The sequence below is a fragment of the Arthrobacter sp. ov118 genome, assembly GCF_900116495.1.
In the GTDB taxonomy this organism is placed as follows: Bacteria; Actinomycetota; Actinomycetes; order Actinomycetales; family Micrococcaceae; genus Arthrobacter.
Genome location: NZ_FPAY01000001.1, coordinates 1,079,415 through 1,098,653 on the forward strand (window position 1 = coordinate 1,079,415; position 19,239 = coordinate 1,098,653).

17 protein-coding genes and 1 pseudogene are annotated in these 19,239 nt (G+C 67.0%); 12 read left to right on the plus strand and 6 right to left on the minus strand.

Features of this window, described 5'->3' with window-relative positions; genetic code table 11:
* Nucleotides 1–27: 27 nt before the first annotated feature.
* Both BM372_RS05025 and BM372_RS05030 read right to left on the minus strand, forming a co-directional pair.
* Complete coding sequence (locus tag BM372_RS05025) at nucleotides 28–486, minus strand: hypothetical protein (protein ID WP_177235904.1); 459 nt, start codon at nucleotides 484–486, stop codon at nucleotides 28–30.
* An 18-nt stretch (nucleotides 487–504) separates the two neighbouring features.
* Nucleotides 505–2,427, minus strand: coding sequence for a primary-amine oxidase (locus BM372_RS05030; RefSeq protein WP_090952630.1), 1,923 nt, complete (start codon nucleotides 2,425–2,427; stop codon nucleotides 505–507).
* A gap of 121 nt (nucleotides 2,428–2,548) precedes the next feature.
* Here BM372_RS05030 and BM372_RS05035 point away from each other — a divergent pair, with 121 nt between their 5' ends.
* The 5 genes from BM372_RS05035 to BM372_RS05055 all read left to right on the plus strand — a co-directional run bounded on the left by BM372_RS05035 (nucleotide 2,549) and on the right by BM372_RS05055 (nucleotide 6,765).
* Nucleotides 2,549–3,139 carry a TetR/AcrR family transcriptional regulator gene (locus tag BM372_RS05035; protein ID WP_090952632.1) on the plus strand — a complete coding sequence of 197 codons (591 nt, stop codon included), beginning with the start codon at nucleotides 2,549–2,551 and terminating at the stop codon, nucleotides 3,137–3,139.
* A gap of 57 nt (nucleotides 3,140–3,196) precedes the next feature.
* Entirely contained in the window at nucleotides 3,197–3,652 is a 456-nt protein-coding gene (locus BM372_RS05040; protein WP_090952634.1) for a group II truncated hemoglobin, read from the plus strand.
* 144 nt (nucleotides 3,653–3,796) lie between these two features.
* Nucleotides 3,797–4,453: a M15 family metallopeptidase gene (locus BM372_RS05045; RefSeq protein ID WP_090952637.1), complete on the plus strand. Its 657-nt coding sequence runs from the start codon at nucleotides 3,797–3,799 to the stop codon at nucleotides 4,451–4,453.
* 153 nt (nucleotides 4,454–4,606) lie between these two features.
* On the plus strand, nucleotides 4,607–5,578 hold the full coding sequence (locus BM372_RS05050; RefSeq protein WP_090952639.1) for an AraC-like ligand-binding domain-containing protein: 972 nt from the start codon (nucleotides 4,607–4,609) through the stop codon (nucleotides 5,576–5,578).
* A gap of 194 nt (nucleotides 5,579–5,772) precedes the next feature.
* A complete protein-coding gene (locus tag BM372_RS05055) occupies nucleotides 5,773–6,765 on the plus strand; it encodes a patatin-like phospholipase family protein (RefSeq protein ID WP_090952641.1) in 993 nt (330 codons plus the stop codon).
* A 46-nt stretch (nucleotides 6,766–6,811) separates the two neighbouring features.
* Here BM372_RS05055 and BM372_RS05060 read toward each other — a convergent pair whose 3' ends face one another.
* Together BM372_RS05060 and BM372_RS05065 are read right to left on the minus strand one after the other, a co-directional pair.
* Nucleotides 6,812–7,153, minus strand: a complete 342-nt coding sequence (locus tag BM372_RS05060) for a YciI family protein (protein WP_090952642.1) — start codon at nucleotides 7,151–7,153, stop codon at nucleotides 6,812–6,814.
* A 133-nt stretch (nucleotides 7,154–7,286) separates the two neighbouring features.
* Nucleotides 7,287–8,984, minus strand: a pseudogene (locus BM372_RS05065) (APC family permease); the annotation flags it as partial.
* Nucleotides 8,985–9,029: 45 nt separating this feature from the next.
* Between BM372_RS05065 and BM372_RS05070 the strand changes: the two are divergent.
* On the plus strand, nucleotides 9,030–10,442 hold the full coding sequence (locus BM372_RS05070; RefSeq protein WP_090952645.1) for an aldehyde dehydrogenase family protein: 1,413 nt from the start codon (nucleotides 9,030–9,032) through the stop codon (nucleotides 10,440–10,442).
* Here BM372_RS05070 and BM372_RS05075 read toward each other — a convergent pair.
* Together BM372_RS05075 and BM372_RS05080 are read right to left on the minus strand one after the other, a co-directional pair.
* On the minus strand, nucleotides 10,432–12,627 hold the full coding sequence (locus tag BM372_RS05075; protein WP_090952647.1) for an elongation factor G-like protein EF-G2: 2,196 nt from the start codon (nucleotides 12,625–12,627) through the stop codon (nucleotides 10,432–10,434). The two genes, BM372_RS05070 and BM372_RS05075, sit on opposite strands and share 11 nt — an antisense overlap.
* Before the next feature lie 92 nt (nucleotides 12,628–12,719).
* A complete protein-coding gene (locus BM372_RS05080) occupies nucleotides 12,720–13,118 on the minus strand; it encodes a hypothetical protein (RefSeq protein WP_177235879.1) in 399 nt (132 codons plus the stop codon).
* A gap of 457 nt (nucleotides 13,119–13,575) precedes the next feature.
* On the opposite strand from BM372_RS05080, the gene BM372_RS05085 reads away from it, so the two are divergent.
* The 6 genes from BM372_RS05085 (at nucleotide 13,576) to BM372_RS05110 (ending at nucleotide 19,183) form a co-directional block, all read left to right on the plus strand.
* Entirely contained in the window at nucleotides 13,576–14,028 is a 453-nt protein-coding gene (locus BM372_RS05085; protein WP_090952651.1) for a hypothetical protein, read from the plus strand.
* A 127-nt stretch (nucleotides 14,029–14,155) separates the two neighbouring features.
* Nucleotides 14,156–14,989 carry a COG1470 family protein gene (locus BM372_RS05090; RefSeq protein ID WP_090952653.1) on the plus strand — a complete coding sequence of 278 codons (834 nt, stop codon included), beginning with the start codon at nucleotides 14,156–14,158 and terminating at the stop codon, nucleotides 14,987–14,989.
* A 1-nt stretch (nucleotide 14,990) separates the two neighbouring features.
* Nucleotides 14,991–15,500, plus strand: a complete 510-nt coding sequence (locus tag BM372_RS05095) for a hypothetical protein (RefSeq protein ID WP_256214042.1) — start codon at nucleotides 14,991–14,993, stop codon at nucleotides 15,498–15,500.
* Nucleotides 15,497–16,762 carry a hypothetical protein gene (locus tag BM372_RS20610; protein WP_090952655.1) on the plus strand — a complete coding sequence of 422 codons (1,266 nt, stop codon included), beginning with the start codon at nucleotides 15,497–15,499 and terminating at the stop codon, nucleotides 16,760–16,762. Before BM372_RS05095 ends, BM372_RS20610 begins: the two co-directional genes overlap by 4 nt.
* Before the next feature lie 240 nt (nucleotides 16,763–17,002).
* The gene (locus tag BM372_RS05105; protein WP_090952657.1) at nucleotides 17,003–18,361 is read left to right on the plus strand and encodes an NAD(P)H-dependent oxidoreductase; all 1,359 of its coding nucleotides are present in this window, start codon (nucleotides 17,003–17,005) and stop codon (nucleotides 18,359–18,361) included.
* An 81-nt stretch (nucleotides 18,362–18,442) separates the two neighbouring features.
* Nucleotides 18,443–19,183 carry a FadR/GntR family transcriptional regulator gene (locus tag BM372_RS05110; protein WP_090952659.1) on the plus strand — a complete coding sequence of 247 codons (741 nt, stop codon included), beginning with the start codon at nucleotides 18,443–18,445 and terminating at the stop codon, nucleotides 19,181–19,183.
* Nucleotides 19,184–19,239 lie beyond the last annotated feature (56 nt).

A 19,239-nucleotide genomic window follows, 5' to 3' on the forward strand; every position in this document is an offset into this window, starting at 1 on the left:
GCGGCCGGAAGAAACTGGGCAGGAGCGTCAGCACGCCCTCGGCAGGGGTGCCCGGAGCCGAGCCAGGACCGTCGCGGCGAGCATCGCCGTCGTCACTTCCACCGCAATGATGACCAGCAGCGCTCCGGCACCCGAGGACGCCGCGCCGGCCGATGCGGGAGCCGCCGCGGCAGCGGCAGGGTGGATGTGGCCCGATGCCCCGGTCCCGGCACCAAGCAGCAGGACCGCGTGCACCCCGGTCATCGCCAGCGCCGAGGCCATGACCTGGCGCAGCGGCCGCGCCCGGGGCCGGCGCCAGATGTGCACGGCGCATGGCAGGCACACCGCCACCATGGCGAGCATGAGCACGTTCAGCCACGTCCCATGCTGGTTTCCGGCGACGAGCCAGAGGTGCGCGATACATGATGCCGCCGTCACGGCGGCGCAGGTCCGGGGATGCAGGACGGGGCCGCGTGCGCGGCCCCGTCCCGCCATACCAACCGCCATGACAGTCACCGCGTCCGGTTAGCCGTGGCAGTGGCCGCCGGGCGCCTGCGCGGAGGCCGGCACATCCAGCACAGGGCTGCGGTCAAAGAACCCCTCCGGCCGGAGCTTGAAGCCGACCGTGTCCACCGGCATGATAGGCCAGTCCTCGGGCCGCGGGAAGTGCGTGAGGCCGAAGGTGTGCCAGAGAACGATGTCCTGGCCGTCCAGGTCCCGGTCCTGGGCCACATAAGCCGGCAACCCCGCTCCCCCGGCGTGCTGGTTGACGAAGTCTCCCGTGGGGTACCGCTCGTCTTCGGCGAAGCGGGTCACCCACAGGTCCTTGGTTGCAAACGCGGCCCGGCGGGCAATGGAGGACTCCGGGTCCGCCAGGAGTGTGGGCTGGTTGTGGGCGTGCAGCTTGTAGCCCACCGGCTCCTCCAGGCGGTTGCGGGATTCGGGGTTGGAGATGATCCAGGTCCTGCCGCTGCGGGCATCGGCTTCCCGGACCGCCTCGGATTCCCGGGACAGCACGGTGCGCTTGCGGGAGAAGGCGTTGCCGCGCTCGTTGCCGTCGCCCATCGGCTGCCGGACCACGTCTTCTTCCTCCACCCGGTTGGTGAGGCCATCTATCGCCATGTCCAGGCGGGCGCTGAACAGGTGCTGGTGGTATGGGGCGCCCAGGCCCGGAGCGAGCTGGGAGATGTTGGCGGATCCGCCCTCCGGGTAGGCGGAGGTGAAGACGACGCCGGTGGCCTTGGCTTCGAACTCGATGGTGCCGTCCAAGTAGAGGTACCAGTAGAAGCCGTAGTCGTAGTTGCCGATGGTGGTGAAGAAGGAGATCACCAGGCGGCGGTTGCGGCGGGTGTAGTTGATCCCGGTCCAGAGGTCGCTGTGCTTGGCCAGGATCCCCCAGTCTTCCTCGTGCATGCAGATGCCGTTGCGGATTTCGCGGGGGTTGCCGAAGGCGTCGCTGATCACGGGGCTGAGGTAGGTGATTTCACCGAGGCAGTCGCAGCCGAGTTCCAGCGAGTTGGCGTACTGGCCCACGAGGTATTCGCCGGTGTCGAAGTAGTTCTGCCAGGACCGGATAGGCGACGGATCGCCGTACGGGACCACCATTTCGGCGATGGACGCCCGGTTGATGACGGGCCGCAGGCGGTCGCCGTCCTGAAAGGCCAGGTTGTGCAGCACCACGCCTTCGCGGACGTCGAAGCCGACGTCGAGGCTCCACTTTTCCCACTCAATGTGGTTCCCGCCGCTGACGGTGAAGCTGGGCCCGTCCGGCTGGGTGATGTTGATGGGCTTCTGCGTGGTCCGCAGCGGGCCGGTGAGTTCAGGATCGGTGTAATTGCCGTGCTCGGCGGGCACCGGAAAGACCGCGGTATCGAGGACCTGTGTCACTTCCTTGCTAACCACATCCACATAGGCCACCAGTCCGTCGACGGGGTGCGCCCAGGCACTGTCCTCCGGGAAGTCCTGCACAAAGGCCAGCCCGCGGAGGATCCGGCGGCCCTTCTCCTCCGCGTATTCGAAGACGCCCGCTGACAGCGGGGCGACGCGGACCTTGCCTACGTCCAAGCCCCGGTCGGCCAGGGCCTTGAGCCACCGGTCGTCCGTGGCCAGGAGCTGTTCGACGACTTCGAACTCCTCCTCAAGGACCGGCAGCTCACCGGTGACCGCAGTGTCCAGCTCGACGGCGGAGATCACCGCGCCGCTGGAGACCGAGACGGTCACGTCCGTGGGTCGTCCGCCGGACACATCGTGGAGGAAGACCCGGAACCTGCGGTCCTCGCTTCCCGCCGGCGCGTTCCTGGCCGGGTCCACAAGGCCTAGGTAGGCGATGCGCCTGGTCTCGCCCAGCAGGCCCGCGGTGCGCAGGATGCCTTGGACTGCCGTGATTTCCGCTTCCGTGGCCAGGCTGTACGGAGAAAACGGGGCGCGGGTGTCGGTTTGTGCGGGCATTATTGCTGCCTTCGCTCGGGGACCCTGGCGGGCCGGGAATTTATTTTCTATAGTTGTAGAGAATACGCGTTTGTAAGATGTGTCACAAGAGCCTGAGCAAAAAATTCTGGGGGAGCTGCCTGTGCCAAAGATCGTCGACCACGACCAACGCCGTCTTGAGCTCGTCGACGCCACCTGGCGGATCATCGCCCGGCTCGGCATAGAAAGTGCCACCATGCGGGAAATAGCCCTTGAGGCCGGCTTCGCCAACGGTGCTCTCAAGCCGTACTTCCCGACTAAGGATGACCTGCTGACCTTTGCCTTCGGCCATGTCTTCAACCGGACCAACGAACGCATCGCGGAGGTCACCGGCGGGCTGGCCGGACTCCCGGCCCTGCGGGCCTTTTGCGTCGAGGTCCTGCCCCTTGATGAGGAGCGGATCAACGAGGCCCGGATTGTCATCCCGTTCTGGCAAAAGGCCATCAACGATCCTCACAAGGCCCGCATCCACCGCGAATCGATGCAGCAGTGGCTGGCGGCGATCCGGCGGCACCTGGCTGAGGCGAGGCACGCCGGTGCCGTGACGACCGCCGTCGACGACGCTGCGCTGGCCGGGCAGCTGCTCAACCTCCTCCTTGGCGCGCAGATCGCGGCGGCACTCGCCCCGGAGGGCCAGGTGGAGCTTGGGCTGAAGGAGCAGCTGGAAGGATTCCTGACCCTGGTGGCCGGCTAGGCGAGAGCCTTGGTGGCACCCCTTCCTTACCGGGGCGCTGCATGGAATTGTTGCAGCATGCAGACGGTGTACGAGACTGCCGGCGGTGCCGACTTTTTCCTGCTGCTGGCCAACGCATGGCACGCCAGGGCAACGACGGACGCGGTGGTCAGTCATGCGTTCAGCCACGGGTTCCACCCCGAGCACCAGCGCCGGCTCGCCGCCTATTGGGCGGAGGCGCTAGGTGGGCCGCCGACCTATTCGGCCTCTTACGGCGACGAGACAACAGTGGTGCGAATGCACAGCGGCAACGGGCCGCACGAGGAAATGGACCGCCGGGCGATCGCCTGCTTCGATCAGGCACTAACGGACGTCGGAGTCGCCGACGACAGCCGGCTCCGGAAGGTGTTGCACGACTACTTCGCCTGGACGACCACCGTCACGATGTCCCGGTACAGCCGCTCCGCGCAGGACGTTCCGGAAGGGCTGCCCCTCCAAAAGTGGTCCTGGGACGGGCCTGTCGACGGCCCCTGAGCCTCACGTGCCCTGCGGTCCGCCGATGCCCTCCCGATGCACCTCTCGGCTGCCTCTCTCGACCGCGGCCCTGCTGACCGGTAGTGTTCCCCCATCTGTTCCGGACACTTCTTGGAGGCAACGGTGCTTAAAGGAATCAGCAGGATGACAGGTGCCCTGGCGGGTCTGGTGCTCTCACTCGGCATGATCGCACCGCCGATGACGGCAGTGGCCGCCCAGGGCTACGATCTCGATACCGCCTCGAGCCTTCAGGTGGTGGTCAACAAGCACCGGCAGCTGAGCCCGACCGGGTATGTGCCGGGGCCGCTGGTTGCGGTCCAGGGGGAACGCTTGCGGTTGCAGGCCGCGGATGCCTACAAGCAGTTTGCCAAAGCAGCCAAGGCGGCCGGCGTCAACGTCCTGCCGATCAGCGGCTACCGCTCGTTCAGCCAACAGACCAGCCTCTATGACAGTTACGTGCGCCAGTACGGGCAGGCGACGGCGGACACCCTGGCCGCCAGGCCCGGCTACAGCGAACACCAGACCGGCCTGGCGATGGACATCGGCAATGCCAGCGGAACCTGTGCCCTGCAGGCCTGCTTCGCAAACACCCCCGCGGGGAAGTGGGCGGCAGCACACGGCTGGGAGTACGGATTCGTCATCCGATACCCTGCCGGAGCCGAAGCCACCACCGGCTACACCTACGAGCCGTGGCATCTGCGTTATGTCGGACAAGCCATCGCCCTGGATATGCATCGCACCGGCGTTGCCACCCTTGAGGATTACTTCGGCCTCGAAAAAGCCCCGGATTATCTCCGATGACCAGAAATCTTTTTTCGCCCATTGTCGAAAAAAGATGACATCGGCGTCCCGCGCCGCTACTCTGAAAGCACTGTGTCCCATGCCACAGTGCTTGAATTCGGACAGTGCCCGTAATAGGGCAGTCCCAGAACTACGACGGCGTCAGGATCCTCTATGACCGCAGTTGCAGCCCGCCCATCCCTCAGTCCGGCCGGACAGGAGGTCCGCACCAGCACGGCGGACTCCTTCGACCACTGGAAGCACCTCGTGGCGGAGTCCTTCGTCCCCCTGGCCGCCTCGAGCGCCGATGTGGAGAACTTCCGTGGCCGCATGCGGGCCCGCCGGCTCGACCGCGTGGCGGTCGTCGAGGTCTCCTCAACGAGCCATGAGGTCCACCGCACGCCGGCGCTGATTGCGCAGTCCAACCAGCGCTACTTCAAGCTCAATCTCCAGCTTCAGGGCACCGGGCTCCTCATCCAGGACAACCGCGAAGCCCTCCTGCGCCCGGGTGATCTCGCCATTTACGACACCAGCCGCCCCTACACGCTCGCCTTCGAGGGCGACGCGCGGCTCATGGTGATGATGTTTCCCTGGGATGCACTGTCCCTGCCGCCGGAGTGCATCGCGCAGCTTTCGGCCATGCGGATGTCCGCCGGCGGCGGCCTCGCCGCGATCGTCGGGCCGTTCATCGCCCACCTCGCGGAGAACCTGGACGCGCTCAGCGGCCCCAGCGGATCCCGCCTCGCCACCAATGCCCTGGATCTTGTGTCCACGATGCTGCATTCGGAACTGGACATGTCTCCGGACCGGATGCGCCCGCAGGCCCTCCTGGCGGCATCCGTCCGCGAATATATCGACGCCAACCTGGCCGATCCGCTGCTCTCGCCGGCTTCCATCGCGGCGGCCCATTTCATCTCCACGCGGCACCTGCACAACGTCTTCCATGAATCCGGCACCACCGTCGCGAGCTGGATCCGGACCCAGCGGCTGGAAGGCGCGCGCCGCGAACTGCGCGATCCGCTGCTGGCAACCATGTCGGTGGCGGCCGTGGCCGGGCGCTGGGGCTTTGTGGACGCGGCGCACTTCAGCCGCTCCTTCCGTGATGCCTTCGGCGAATCCCCCACTGACTGGCGGCGCGGCGCCTGAGCGTGCTTGGCTTGATGCCGATTGCGCACCGCGTCGGCGGTGTGCGATCATTCCCGTAATCGTGATCCATCGGCAGGAGGTGAGACCCATGTACGCAGTATCCGCAATGGGTGCTCCCCCGCAGTCCGCGATCGCGCGACTGAAGTAGTCGCAACCGGGAGCGCCCGCCAGGCAATTCGCGAAAGGCGACTCCCATGAACACAACACCTTCTTCAAGCCTGCGCTTCACCTCGACGACGGCCTCCGACCGGCCGAGGCCCGACCAGGATCAGCCACAGGTCGACGCCACAAAGCAGGAACGCGCCGCGGGCGAGCGAGCGTTGGTCCTCGGTGGCGGCGGATCGACAGGCAACGCGTGGCTGATCGGCGTCATCGCCGGCCTGTTCGACGCGGGGCTGGACGTGACCACAGCCGACCTGACCATCGGGACGTCGGCCGGCTCGACGGCCGCGGCCCAGATAGCTGGCGCGACCCCGACGGAGCTCCTTGCCGCCATCCTTGCCGCGGCGCCCCAGCAACGGACCGGTCCGGTCGGATCCGACCGGGAACGCGTTCCGATCAGGCCGGCCGCGGACCACATGGAGAGAACGGGCAAGATCATCGCCGCCGCTGAGGATGCGGCTGACATGCGCCGCCGAATGGGCGCGGCGGCACTCGACATGGATGCGGCGTCGGACGGTTCCGGGCAAACGCGGTGGCGCGCCACCGTCGCCGCGCGGCTGCCCAGCCAGCGCTGGCCGCAGCGAACGGTGCTCGTCACGGCGGTCGATGCCCATACCGGTGAACCGGTCGTGTTCGACCGCCACGGCGGAGTCGACCTGGTGGACGCCGTCGCCGCGAGTTGTGCCAGTGGCTTCGCCTACAGGATCGGGGACAACCGGTACATCGACGGCGGCTACCGACGCAACGAGAATGCCGATCTGGCAGCCGGATACGGGCGGGTGCTGGTGCTGTCGCCATTCGGCGGCAGAACACGGACGCCGTTGGAGTGGGGCATGCAACTTGCAGCACAGGCCGACGAGCTACGTGCACGCGGCAGCAGAGTCGAAACGATCTTTCCGGATAGCGGCTCCGAGCAAATGTTCGGCGCCAATGCGATGGATCTGTCGCTGCGTCCGCCCGCCGCGCGGGCTGGCTACAACCAAGGCAGAGCCCTTGCCGGGCAGCTCACCGAATTCTGGCGCTGACGCTCTGGAAATCAGCCGACTCCCTGGTTGGCCGAGGTTGCCCTCGTCAGCTGGCCGGGTCGTACCCGAACTGCCGGACCTCTTGCGAGCAGCGGCAGGCGACGGCGATTTTCGCGGCCCACTCGAGTGCCGCCTCCCGCGAGGGCAGCTCGAGAATGGTGTAGCCGCCGTTGGGCACCTTGTGGCCTGGGTACGTGCCCTCGGTGACGGTGCCGTCACCGGCCACGAGCACCGGGTCTACGTCCTCATCGATCCCGCCGCCGAAGACGTACACGCCCGCCGCCTTGGCCTCGTCGATAACGGCATGCGAGGCTTCGACCACCGCCTCGAAGTCCTCCTCGGGGAACACCATGGCCTCGCTGGGAAACGAGATAAGGTACTTCGTCATTCGAGGACTCCTCTGCTCCGCCGGCGCCATCCGTCGGATCTTCTCTTGCGGCACCGCTCTGGTGCCCAGCCCGATTATGGCCCCGACGCCCGGCAGGTGGTCAAGGTAGAGCGGGAACTGCAGCGGCGGCGGCCCGACGTTCCACAGCAATCTCCACCAGCACCCCCGCCGCGAACAGGAGGGGAACGGCGACCAGCAGGGCCACGGCGGTTTCGGCGCTGCCGCCGATCAGTGCGGTGAAGTTGCTGACCACGAGGTACAGGACCCAGCCCAGGAGTACGGTGGCCAGGACCGGCGCCACCGCCGTCTGCCAGATCTGGCCTGGCACCCTGTCCCTGCGGAAAAAGGCGACGACGGCCAGCGACGAGAGCATGTACAGCACCAGGAGCGCCGCCACGGCCAGTCCGCTGAACCAGGAAAAGAGGGTCAGGACGGGGTCCATGGACAGCAGGGCGAACGGTGCCACGAGCAGGAAGGCGATCACGGTTTGGACCCGTGCGGCGACGGCGGGGGCGCGGTGCCGGTTGGTCCGGGCCAGGGCGCCGGGCATCGAGCCGCGCAGTGCCAGCGAATGGAGGTAGCGGTTGATGCCGTTGTGGAAGGCGATAATGCCGGCCAGCAGGGACGTTACGAGCAGGATGCCGGTGACCGTGCCGGCCCAGGGCCCGAACAGCTCCACCATCGGTGTCAAAACGAAGGAGGTGGAGTCGCCGGATTCCAGGGCCGCGACCGCGGCATCCGAGACCCGCGAGGGGCCGTAGTAGCTGACCAGCATCCAGGAAATGAAGGAGAAGAACACCGCAATCACCCCGACGGAGAGATACGTGGCGCGGGCCACCGTGCGGTGGGCGTCCTTGGCCTCGGCCGAATAGATGGCCGTGGATTCGAAGCCGAACATGGAGGCTACGGCGAACATGATGGCCACACCCGGGGCGCCGGTGGCGATCGCTTGGGGCGAGAAGGATGCCGCCAGGCTGAGCCCCTCCGGCCCTCCACCGTGCAGCAGCACGGTGAACCCGAACATGAGCAGGATCGCGACTTCGAGGCCCACGAGCAACGCCAGAACCCGAGCCCCAAGTTCGATGTTGAGCGATCCCAACACCTGGACGCCGGCCATGGTGACCGCGGCCAGCAGCCACCACGGCACCACGATCCCCGCGGAGCCGAGGACGCCGGAGAAGGCGGCGCCGTACAGCCCGTACATCGCGGCCTGGACCGTGCTGTAGGCAAGGAGCGCGAGCCATGCTGCTCCAGCTCCGGTTTTGCGTCCGAAGGCGGCGGTTACATAGGCATAGAAGGCGCCGTTGGCCTGAATCTTGCGGCTCATCGCGACGAATCCGACGGCGAAGATCACGATGACGATGCCCACCACCAGATAGGCTCCGGGAGCGCCGGGGCCGTTGCCGAGCGCGGCGGCCAGCGGTGACGCACCGACGATTCCGGTCAGCGGCGCCTGGGCGGACAAGACAAAGAAGAGAATGCCCATGACTCCGACGCTGCCGGCACGCAGTGCGGTGGAGTGCTCCTTGCGGGGACTGGCTTCTGCTGTCTCTGCTGTCCTGGACTCGGAATTTGAAATACTCATCGGATCCTTCTTAACGGTCATGAGCGGGGGGAGGTGTAACCCAGCTTGGCAGGTGACCCCCGTCACCTCCTTGTCGATCAGCGATGGGTTGTTGTTCCTCAGCGCAACGGCAACCAGGACCCTCGCAGTCGTTCGCGGCAGGTCAACTGGAGTTCGCGCAAAGACAAGACCGGGTGTCCGGCGCCGGAGGACACTCGAGATGACAGTTCGGCCGCTCTGAAACCATCCTGCGCCGTACCACCCCATTTCTCAATCAGTCCGTTCCTCAACTACTCGATGTGGAGTGCCCCCATGGAAACTTACGACGCCCTGCTTGCCAGCATTGCTGCAGTCCCCGGCCAGGAGAGCCGGACCATCCTCGACCCGGCCACCGGGATGCCGGTCGGCGAGGCCCCCGTGCACACCGTGGAAGACCTGGAGCACGCGGTCGCCGCCGCCGCAGCCGCGCAGCCGGCGTGGGCCGCGTTGGGCCATGACGCCCGGTCCGCCGCGCTGCTCAAGGCCGCCGACGCCGTCGAACGCTCCGCCGAGGAACTGGCCCGGCTGCTCTCCCGCGAGCAGGGCAAGCCGCTCAACGGCCCCAACGCCCGCTTCGAAGTCGGCGCTTGCGCCGCCTGGCTCCGCGCCACCGCCACCACCGAACTCAAACCCGAAACCGTGGTGGACGACGGCGAAACATACGCCCAGCTGCACTACAAGCCCATCGGCGTCGTCGGCGCGATCGGCCCCTGGAACTGGCCCATGATGATCACCATCTGGCAGATCGCCCCGGCTCTGCGGATGGGCAACACCGCCGTGGTCAAGCCCTCAAAGATGACCCCGCTCTCCGTCCTGGCCCTAATCAAGGTCCTCAACGAGGAACTCCCCGACGGCGTCCTCCACGTGGTCTCCGGGGACCGCGAGGTCGGTGCCCGGCTGGCCGAACACCCCGCCGTCGGCAAGGTTATGTTCACCGGCTCCACCGCCGCCGGCAAGTCGATCATCAGGTCCTCCGCGGACACGGTCAAGCGCCTCACCCTGGAACTCGGTGGCAACGACGCCGGCATCGTCCTGCCCGACGCCGACCCCAAGGCCATCGCCCAGGACCTGTTCTGGGGCGCGTTCATCAACACCGGCCAGACCTGCGCCGCGCTCAAACGCCTCTACGTCCACGACGACATCTACGACGCCGTCTGCGAGGAACTCACCAACGTCGCCAAAGCCATGCCCATGGGCGTGGGGCTGGACGAAAACAATGTCCTGGGCCCGCTGCAAAACAAGGCCCAGTACGACATCGTCGCCCAGCTCGTCGAGGCCGCCCGCGACTCCGGCGCCCGGATCCTGCTCGGCGGCAACCCGGACCCCGGCCAGCCCGGCTACTTCTACCCCACCACCCTCGTGGCCGACATCGACAACAACAACCCCCTGGTCGCCGAGGAACAGTTTGGCCCGGCTCTGCCGATCATCCGCTACAGCACCATCGACGAGGCCATCGGATACGCCAACGCCCTCGATGTGGGACTGGGCGCCTCCGTCTGGTCCCCGGACCTGGCCGCGGCCCGCGAAGTGGCCGCCCGGATCGAGGCGGGCACCGTCTGGATCAACAAGCACGGCGCCGTGGACCCCCGCGTCCCCTTCGGCGGAGCCAAGAAGTCCGGCTACGGCCTCGAATTCGGCGTCGAAGGCCTCAAAGCCCTCGGCGTCCCCCAGATCATCAACGGCTAAGACTGTTTTTATTCGGGGCTGTAAAGCCCGCGGTGGCGGGCACCGGTTCGTGGCGCAGGTAACTGCGCCGGAACCGGCCGCTTCCGGCGGTCAGGGCACGCAGCTCCACCGCGTATTTGAGCAGTTCCTGGTCCGGGACTTCGGCGCTGATCTCGGTGCCGTCAGCCCCGGCGGAGGCCGTTCCGGTCAACCGCGCTCGGCGGGAGGACAAATCGCTCATCACGGCGCCCACGTGGTCCTCCGAGACGCTGATGGTCACCGCCGAGACCGGTTCCAGGAGCTGGATGCGGGTGGCCGCCGCGGCTTCCCGCAGGGCCAGTGCGCCCGCGGCCTGGAAGGCGGCATCCGAGGAATCCACGCTGTGGGTTTTGCCGCCGATCAGCGTGACCTTGATGTCCACCACCGGAAATCCGGCGGCCACGCCTTTCTGCATCTGGGCCCGCACGCCTTTTTCCACCGAGACAATGAACGGCCCGGGGATCACCCCGCCCACCGTCTTGTCGGCGAACTCGAACCCGGCACCGCGGCTGAGGGGCTCGACCTCGATGTCGCAGACGGCGTACTGGCCGTGGCCGCCGGATTGTTTGACGTACCGCCCGTGCCCGGCGGCCGGCGCGGCGAAGGTTTCCCGGAGCGGGGTGACCACGGGGACGGTCTGCAGGTTCACGCCCTGGTCCCGCAGCCTGCCCAAAACGACGTCGGCGTGCGCCTCGCCCATGCACCACAGGATCAGCTGGTGGGTTTCCGAGTTACGCTCCACCCGCAGCGTCGGGTCCCCGGCAGTGACCTTGCCCAGGTTTCTGGCCAGGGCGTCCTCGTCTCCGTGCGTGGCCGCTTCGATGGCAACCGGCATGAGCGGATCCGGCATGTCCCAAGGGGCCACCAGCAGCGGCAGCTCCTTGGCCGAAATCGTGTCGCCGGTTTCGGCGCTGCCCAGTTTTGTCAGGGCGCAGATGTCCCCGGCAACGCAGAACGGCACCGGCCGCAGCCCGGAGCCCAGCGGCGAATATAGGTGCGTGATCCGCTCGTCGCTGTCGTGGTCCTCATGGCCGCGGTCCGCCATTCCGCGGCCACCCACATGGATGGCGGCGTCCTCCCGCACAACGCCGGAAAAGACGCGCACCAGGCAGACGCGCCCAAGGAACGGATCGATCGTCGTGCGTACCACCTCGCCCAGCAGCGGCCCGTCGGGGTCGCAGAGCAGCGGCCCGACGGCGACTCCCGCCAGGTCCGTCGCCGCGGGGACGCCATGCTCCGCGGGTGTGGGAAACGCACGCACCAGGACGTCCAGCAGTTCCGCCAGACCCAGCCCGGACTCCGCTGACGTCGGGAGCACCGGGTGAAAGGTCCCTCGGGCGACGGCCGTCTCCAGATCGGCGATCAGGACCCCGGCATCGATCTCCTCACCGGCGAGGTAGCGGTCCATGAGCGACTCGTCCTCGCTCTCGGCAATGATCCCTTCGATCAGCGCGCCCCGCGCGGACTCCGCTGCGGCGAGTTCGACATCGTCTGCGGCGCGCGTGACAGGCTCCTGTCCTTCCGGCCCCTGCACCGAAACCGTTCCGGCCAGCAGCCCCAGCAGGCCGGTGGCGCCGCCGTCTGCGCTGGCCGGAAGGTAGAGCGGCAGAATGGAGTCGCCGAACGCGAGCCGGCAGCGGGCGACGGCGGCATCGAAATCCGCGCGCGGGTGGTCCAGCCGGCTGATGACCACGGCCCTCGGCATCCCGAGCCGCTGGCATTCGCTCCACAGCGCCGTGGTGGCGGTGTCCACGTCGTCAGTGGCTGACACGACAAACAGCACGGCATCCGCCGCACGCAGCCCCGCACGCAACTCGCCGATGAAATCCGTATAGCCCGGAGTGTCCAGCAGGTTCACCTTGATCTCGCCCACCATCACGGGCACTACCGACAGCGCCACGGAACGCTGCTGGGCAATGGCGGAGGGGTCCGAGTCGCTCACCGTGGTGCCTTCGGCGATCGAACCTTTGCGCGTGATGGCCCCGGTGGCGGCCAGCAGGGCCTCGGTGAGCATCGTTTTTCCGGAACCGGAGTGCCCCACGAGTGCCACGTTGCGGATCTTGTCCGGCTGCTCCGGCGGGGCGGCGCCGTTGGCTTCAGCCCGCCGGAGGTCAGATGTGCCCCGGACCGGACTCCTCGACGGAGTCTTGGCGCCTTTCGACGGCATGGAAACCTCCCGGCATCGGATCCACTCGTGCCCTGCAGGACCTTGTTGTTAAGGATTGGACACCCTGGGACGCCCGGACAGCAAGCGCTTTTTCAGGCCGTGGCAGGAGCGCCGAGGGATCCGAACACCACCCGGCTGCGCAGCCAGCGCCCGAAGGCCTTGCCTTTGCCCTTCCACCAGCTGTCTTCGTCGGCGTCGTGGTGCCACCGGAAGATCACGGCAACCAGGACGAAAACCCCTCCGGCGACGTCCGGCCAGGAACCGGAGGCTGCATCGATGAGCACGCTGAACGCCATTGCCAGGATGGACGGCCACGCAAGGGTCCGGAACACGGTGTTGGCCAGATACCGGCGGTGGGACCGCGGCACAGAAACCGCCCGGACAAAGTCAAAGCAGAGGCACACGACGACGAGGGCTTGGCCCAGGGACATCAGGATGTTTCCAGGCAGGGAGCCGCCAAACGTCGCGACCGCCTGGAGTCCCGGGCTCACAGCGCGCCCGCGGGCGGATCAAACCCTGCTGGTCCGAACTCGGCTGAATCATGCATGCTTGCCCCCCGGCGTCTACGCTCCGCTGGCCCTGTGCCGCCGCCCCGGGAGGAACAGCGGCCGCGACGGACCAGACTTTCTGACACTCCAATTCAACCCGCGCTCCGGGCAGGAAGTCACGGATATCAGGTACCCGACTATCAGATGGCGGACTACCTGCTGGCCGTCCGGGGTACTTACTCCAACACGGCCGGCTACTTGTCCCGTTGCCGCCGCAAGTAATTTACCCGGCGGCAAGTAGTCCCGGCGCAAAAAACGGGTGCAACTACGCGTTGCCTCGTCCGCCCTGCGCCGAAACGATTGGGCCATCGATTCAGCGCGGCAGCCGCAGGATTGGGGGCATGCGGCTTCGGTCTGATGACTCCTGTCCGGGCGCCACCCACACAAGGAGTCTCACAAAATGCGCAAGCTCACCAAGAAGAGCAAGGTCATCGGCGTTGCAGCCTCAGTCGCCCTCGTGGCCGTCGGCGGCGGCACTGCCTACGCGTACTGGACCACCACGGGCAGCGGCGCCGGCACCGCTGCCAACTCCACAGGCGGCGGCACCGTGACTCTGCATGCCAGCTTCGACTCCGGCCTGGCACCGGGCAACTCAGTGCCCGTGACGTACACGGCCGACAACAGCACCAACACCGGAACGGTCGTCGGTGCCCTCACCGCAGGCGTGACCACGAGCGCGGCCGGATGCCTGCCGGCGTGGTTCTCGGTCAGCGCCGACACAACGAACTCCCCCGTCGCGGCGAACAGCACAGGCACCGAGGTGGGGTCGGGAACACTGACGTTCCTCAATGACGACGCCAACCAGGATGCCTGCAAGTCGGCCGTCGTCACGGTCACTGTCGGCAGCGAGTAGAGGGCGTCCCCGGCGGGCCGGACACCCGGCCCGCCGGGCCGGCCTTCGGGCCACTTCGCAACAACGCCTCAGCTACCGCCGACACCCACGATCCGCACCACGGGGCAGGGTCGAAGGAGGATAGGGAATGCAGCATCTAGCGCAGTTCTTCCGGCTCGTCAGGGAGCATGCGGGCCTCACCGGCCGTGTCCTCGTCATTGGCCTGCTGGCCATCTTCCTGCCCGCGGGCACGCTCTACGCCGCCGGGCAGCAGACGGCCCCGCAAAAGCCGGGAATCCTGGTGCAGGTCACGCCGTCCAGCAGGAACGTGGACCAGGGCCACGCGACGAGCTATTCCGCAAGCGTCAGCTCCACGGGCGGGTTTGCCGGCATGGTGTCGCTGGCGGTGGCCGGCCTTCCGGCCGGGGCAGCGCCCAGCTTCTCGCCGTCGACCGTCAAGCTGACGGCCGGAGGCACGGCCCAGCTCAGCATGAGCATATCCACGGCATCCAGCACTGCCGCCGGGGACTACGATCTGACCCTGACGGGCCAGAGCGGCGCGGTCCAGTCGGTTGCCGTTAAAACCCAACTGCGGGTCAAGGCGCCTTTGCGCGTGTTCGGACTCTCCGGCGACGTGTCGGGCCTGCTCGCGCCGGGCACCAGCCGGCCCCTGGACCTCGGATTCAACAACCCGGACAAAGGCATCGACGTCGGGAATGTGACCGTATCGATCACGGGTGTGATCCGCTCGGCGAAGGCGATCGCGGCCAATCTGCCCTGCACGTCACAGGATTATGCCGTGGTGCAGTACAGCGGGCGCTATCCCGTAGCGGTTCCGTCCGGCGGCAGCTCGCTCTCACAACTTGGCGTTCCGTCTGCCCAATGGCCGCGGATCGCAATGCTGGACACTCCCCGCCTCCAGGACGGCTGCAAGGGCGCAGTCCTCCAGTTGGCCTACTCGGGATCAGGGCAGGGAAACTGACATGCAATCCGCACGATCCATGCTGCGCGGCACCAGAGTCGCTGGCACTGCCTCCGCGGCTACGGCCGCGCTCTTGCTGCTCGCCGGCGGCGGCACCGCGTACGCCTATTGGGCCACCACCGGCGCGGGTTCCGGCGCCGCAACCGCCGCCGCGATGCAGGCCGTCACCGTCGACGCGTTGGTGGCAGGCGACGCGAACCGGACCAGCCTGGCTCCAGGAGGCACCGCAGACGTCATCCTCCGAACCAGCAATCCCAACGCGTTCGCCGTTCAGCTCTACTCGGTGTCCTCCAACGGGACGGTCAGCGCCGATACGGCCCATGCCGGATGCACCACCACCGGGGTGTCCTTCACGGCTCCTGCTGCGCCGCTCGCTCCTGCCGTCACGATCCCGGCGCATTCTTCCCTGCTGGTCACATTGCCGGGCGCGGCGAGCATGTCCGCGCAGTCACAATCGGCCTGCCAGGGTGCGACCTTCAAAGTTCCCGTCACCGTGGAGGCCCGACGATGAGCCGTCGCAACACCCGCCAGGCACGCTCACGCTTCCGGAGCCGCGTTGCCGTCATCGTTGCCGGCGCTGCCCTCCTGTCGTGGGCCGGTCCGGGGGCCAACGCCTTCTGGTCGGCGGTCTCGGACGGTGGTTCCGCGTCGGCCGCCGCCGATGCGCTGGCCGCCGGCGCAACGCCGTCGGCCGCAGTGTCCGCGGGAAATGTAACGCTGGCATGGAAGGCCGCCGCCACCCTCGCCGGCCGCCCCGTCAGCGGCTACGCGGTGGCGCGCTACGCCTCCGCGTCGGGCGGCACCAAGATTGCCGCCGGGGGAACCTGCACAGGCACCGTCACCACGGGGCTGGGCTGCACCGACCAAGACGTCCCGACCGGCACGTGGTACTACACTGTCACACCGGTACTTGGGCAGTGGCAAGGATCCGAGAGCGTCCGGAGCGCGGGCGCCGCCGTGGACACCAGCCCGCCGATCGCCCCCACCGTGACGGCCCCCACCTACGTTAACTCCAGCACCGTCACCTCCGTGCCGGTCACTGGCACCACCGAACCCGGGGCCTCCATCGCCCTAACCGTCACGGACGCTGGATCTGCGCCGCCCGCCGCCGCTACGGTGACCGCGGACAGCTCCGGGGTTTGGGCCGCCGCCGTTAACCTGTCATCTCTCGGCGACGGAACGGTCACCTACCGTGCGGTCGCTACGGACACCGCCGGCAACCAAGGCAATCCCGCGACACCGGGCACAACCACCTCCGTCAAGGACGTTGCGGCCCCAACGGTGCAACAGCTGGAGCTGGCTGACGGGACAAGGGACAACGGCAAGATAGAGCCCAAGGACAAGGTCACAGTCACCTTCTCCGAAGCCCTAGACGCTTCAACAATCTGCAGCGGCTGGACTGCCGGTGCCAGCGGCACACTGAACGGGGACAACCAGGTCACCGTCAGCATCAGCTCCGGCAATGTCCTTAGCGTCGCCGTAAACAGCTCTGCCTGCCCGACGTCGAGAATAGGCACCGTGGCGCTGGGGGCCAATTACTACGGCTCGGGAACGCTCACTTACAAGGGCGTGGGTCTGAACGCCTCGGTTGTCAGCTGGGATGCCAGCAAGTCGACGCTCACCATCACGCTGGGGGCCCTGGCCACGGGGAGCCCTGCGAACGGAACGACCAAGGCCGCTGTGCCGTCATACACGCCCGCAACCGGGATGGGGGACGCCGCGGGCAACGCCCTTTCCGTCACGCCGGTACAGGGCAAGAGTTCGTCCTTCTAGCGGCCGGCGCGAGTGCCCGGGTCCCCCAGGGGTCCCGGGCACTCATTCCGTTAAATCAGGTTCAGTCTTAGGGTTCCCGAGACGCCCGAGCACCAGCGGCATGTCCCCAGGCCATGTTCCACGAAACGTGATGGTTGACACAGTCGAAACCGCTATGTCATGGTTATTGCATCAGATGGTCAGACCAACTAACCAGCAGCGGAATATTGAAGCTCGGCAACACTACGAGGAAGTAGCACCATGAATCTCTACTCGCTCATGCAAAAGCGAACTGCGACGGAAGGACCCATCCGCGTCGGCGTGATCGGCGCCGGGAAGTTCGCGTCCATGTTCCTGACGCAGGCGCTCAACACCGAGGGAATCCACGTCGTCGGCGTCGCCGACATCGACGTTCCGAAAGCCCGCGGGGCCCTTCAGCGCACGGGCTGGCCGACCGAACGGTATGCGGCCAAGAACTTCAGCGAAGCGCTCAGCAACGGCACGACCTTCGTCACGGAAAGCTCGGCCGACCTGATCCAGCTTCCCCAGATTGAAGTCATCCTCGAAGTCACCGGCAACCCGATTGTCGGCACCGCCCATGCCGTCCAGAGCATTGACAACGGCAAGCACATCATCATGGTCAACGTCGAGGCAGACTGCATGGTGGGCCCCATCCTCCAGCGCCGCGCGGAAGCCGCCGGCGTGGTCTACTCGATGGCCTACGGCGACCAGCCGGCACTGATCTGCGAAATGGTCGACTGGTGCCGCACCGTCGGATTCGACATCGTCGCCGCCGGCAAGGGCACCAAGTACCTCCCCGAATACAACTACTCCACGCCGGACACCGTGTGGAACTACTACGGCTTCAGCGACGAGCAACTGGCGTCCGGTGACTTCAACCCCAAGATGTTCAACTCATTCCTGGACGGCACCAAGTCGGCCATCGAAATGGCAGCCGTCGCCAACGGCACCGGGCTCACTCCGCAGGACGAGGGGCTCTTCTTCCCGCCGGCCGGCGTGGACGACCTGCCGAACGTGTACCGCGAGAAATCCGTCGGCGGCATCCTCACCCGGCGCGGGACAGTGGAGATCGCCTCCAGCCTGAACCGGGACGGCACCGAGGTCGAACGCGACCTGCGCTGGGGCGTCTACGTCACCTTTGAGGCCAGGACCGACTACGCGGTGCAGTGCTTCGCCGAGTACGGCGTGAAGACCGATTCGACCGGCCGCTACGGCTCGCTGTACCGGCCGTACCACATGATCGGACTCGAGCTGGGTGTCAGCATCGCCTCAGCAGTACTGCGCGGCGAGGCAACCGGCTCGCCCACCGGCTTCCGAGGTGACGTCACGACCACCGCAAAGAAGGACCTCAAGGCGGGCGAAATCCTGGACGGCGAGGGCGGCTACACGGCGTTCGGCAAGCTGGCACCTGCGCGGATCTCGCTGGAGCGCAACGCACTGCCGCTGGGACTCGCGCACGGCATGAAACTCAAGCGCGACGTGCCGAAGGATGGCACCGTCACGTGGGACGACGTCGACGCCGACGAGACGCTGCTGGCAGTCCAGATCCGGCGGCAGCTGGAGCAGGAATTCAGGGCCGAGCTGCTCCAGCACGCATAGGTCAGACCGTCAGGCCGCGACTACGATGGGAGTGCCGCCAGCGGTTGGCCGGCGGCACGGCAATCAACAAGGTGGTCGAAAATGACAGCAGAAGCATGGGAACCCGTCCAACGGGTCCGCACCTACGAACAGGTCATGTCCCAGATCGAGGACAGGATCCTCGACGGCCGGCTCAAGGCAGGCGACAAGCTGCCCAGTGAAAGGGAGCTCGCCGTACTACTGGGCGTTTCCCGGCCGTCACTCCGGGAGTCGCTCAGGGTCCTGGAAGCCTTGGGCATCGTGGACATCCGTCCCGGCGGCGGGGCTGAAGGAGGGGCGGTCCTGGTCGGCGAGCCGGGATCCGCCTTCGTCAACCTGCTCAAGCTGCAGCTCGCTCTGGGCCAATTCGACCAGAACGACGTCCTGGAAACCCGGATCGCCTTGGAGACCTGGTGCTGCGAGGAAGCCGCGGTCCGGGCCAGCGAACAGGACCACCGCGACCTCGAACTGATCCTGGATGAAATGGATGACCCGGACATTTCAACCGCCGAGTTCAACCGCCTGGATGCCGCGTTCCACGTCCGCATCGCGGAATCAACCGGCAACGCACTGTCCTCCCACTTGATGGGGTCGCTCCGGACCGCCATCAACCGCCAGATGATCGAAGCCTATGCGCGGCTGGAGGACTGGAAGAAGACCGCCAAGGTGGTCCGGAGCGAACACCGCGACATTCTCGATGCCATCCGGCGGCGGGACGCGGATGCAGCCAGGCACGCTGTGGGCGACCACATCCGCAGTTTTTACAACATTGGAAACGTCAAGGGCCTGAACCACCCGAATTGACGCCGCAGACGGCGTCACTGGTGCAGGACCGCGGCACCCGGGACCGGGGAAAATAC

Excerpts from the sequence above, each read along its gene's own strand:
- BM372_RS05070 (WP_090952645.1), top strand. The coding sequence starts at position 9,030 with ATGGAAACTTACGACGCCCTGCTTGCCAGCATTGCTGCAGTCCCCGGC.
- BM372_RS05025 (WP_177235904.1), bottom strand. The coding sequence starts at position 486 with ATGGCGGTTGGTATGGCGGGACGGGGCCGCGCACGCGGCCCCGTCCTG.
- BM372_RS05085 (WP_090952651.1), top strand. The coding sequence starts at position 13,576 with ATGCGCAAGCTCACCAAGAAGAGCAAGGTCATCGGCGTTGCAGCCTCA.
- BM372_RS05075 (WP_090952647.1), bottom strand. The coding sequence starts at position 12,627 with ATGCCGTCGAAAGGCGCCAAGACTCCGTCGAGGAGTCCGGTCCGGGGC.
- BM372_RS05090 (WP_090952653.1), top strand. The coding sequence starts at position 14,156 with ATGCAGCATCTAGCGCAGTTCTTCCGGCTCGTCAGGGAGCATGCGGGC.
- BM372_RS05050 (WP_090952639.1), top strand. The coding sequence starts at position 4,607 with ATGACCGCAGTTGCAGCCCGCCCATCCCTCAGTCCGGCCGGACAGGAG.
- BM372_RS05055 (WP_090952641.1), top strand. The coding sequence starts at position 5,773 with ATGAACACAACACCTTCTTCAAGCCTGCGCTTCACCTCGACGACGGCC.
- BM372_RS05110 (WP_090952659.1), top strand. The coding sequence starts at position 18,443 with ATGACAGCAGAAGCATGGGAACCCGTCCAACGGGTCCGCACCTACGAA.
- BM372_RS05095 (WP_256214042.1), top strand. The coding sequence starts at position 14,991 with ATGCAATCCGCACGATCCATGCTGCGCGGCACCAGAGTCGCTGGCACT.
- BM372_RS05040 (WP_090952634.1), top strand. The coding sequence starts at position 3,197 with ATGCAGACGGTGTACGAGACTGCCGGCGGTGCCGACTTTTTCCTGCTG.
- BM372_RS05030 (WP_090952630.1), bottom strand. The coding sequence starts at position 2,427 with ATGCCCGCACAAACCGACACCCGCGCCCCGTTTTCTCCGTACAGCCTG.
- BM372_RS20610 (WP_090952655.1), top strand. The coding sequence starts at position 15,497 with ATGAGCCGTCGCAACACCCGCCAGGCACGCTCACGCTTCCGGAGCCGC.
- BM372_RS05105 (WP_090952657.1), top strand. The coding sequence starts at position 17,003 with ATGAATCTCTACTCGCTCATGCAAAAGCGAACTGCGACGGAAGGACCC.
- BM372_RS05060 (WP_090952642.1), bottom strand. The coding sequence starts at position 7,153 with ATGACGAAGTACCTTATCTCGTTTCCCAGCGAGGCCATGGTGTTCCCC.
- BM372_RS05045 (WP_090952637.1), top strand. The coding sequence starts at position 3,797 with ATGACAGGTGCCCTGGCGGGTCTGGTGCTCTCACTCGGCATGATCGCA.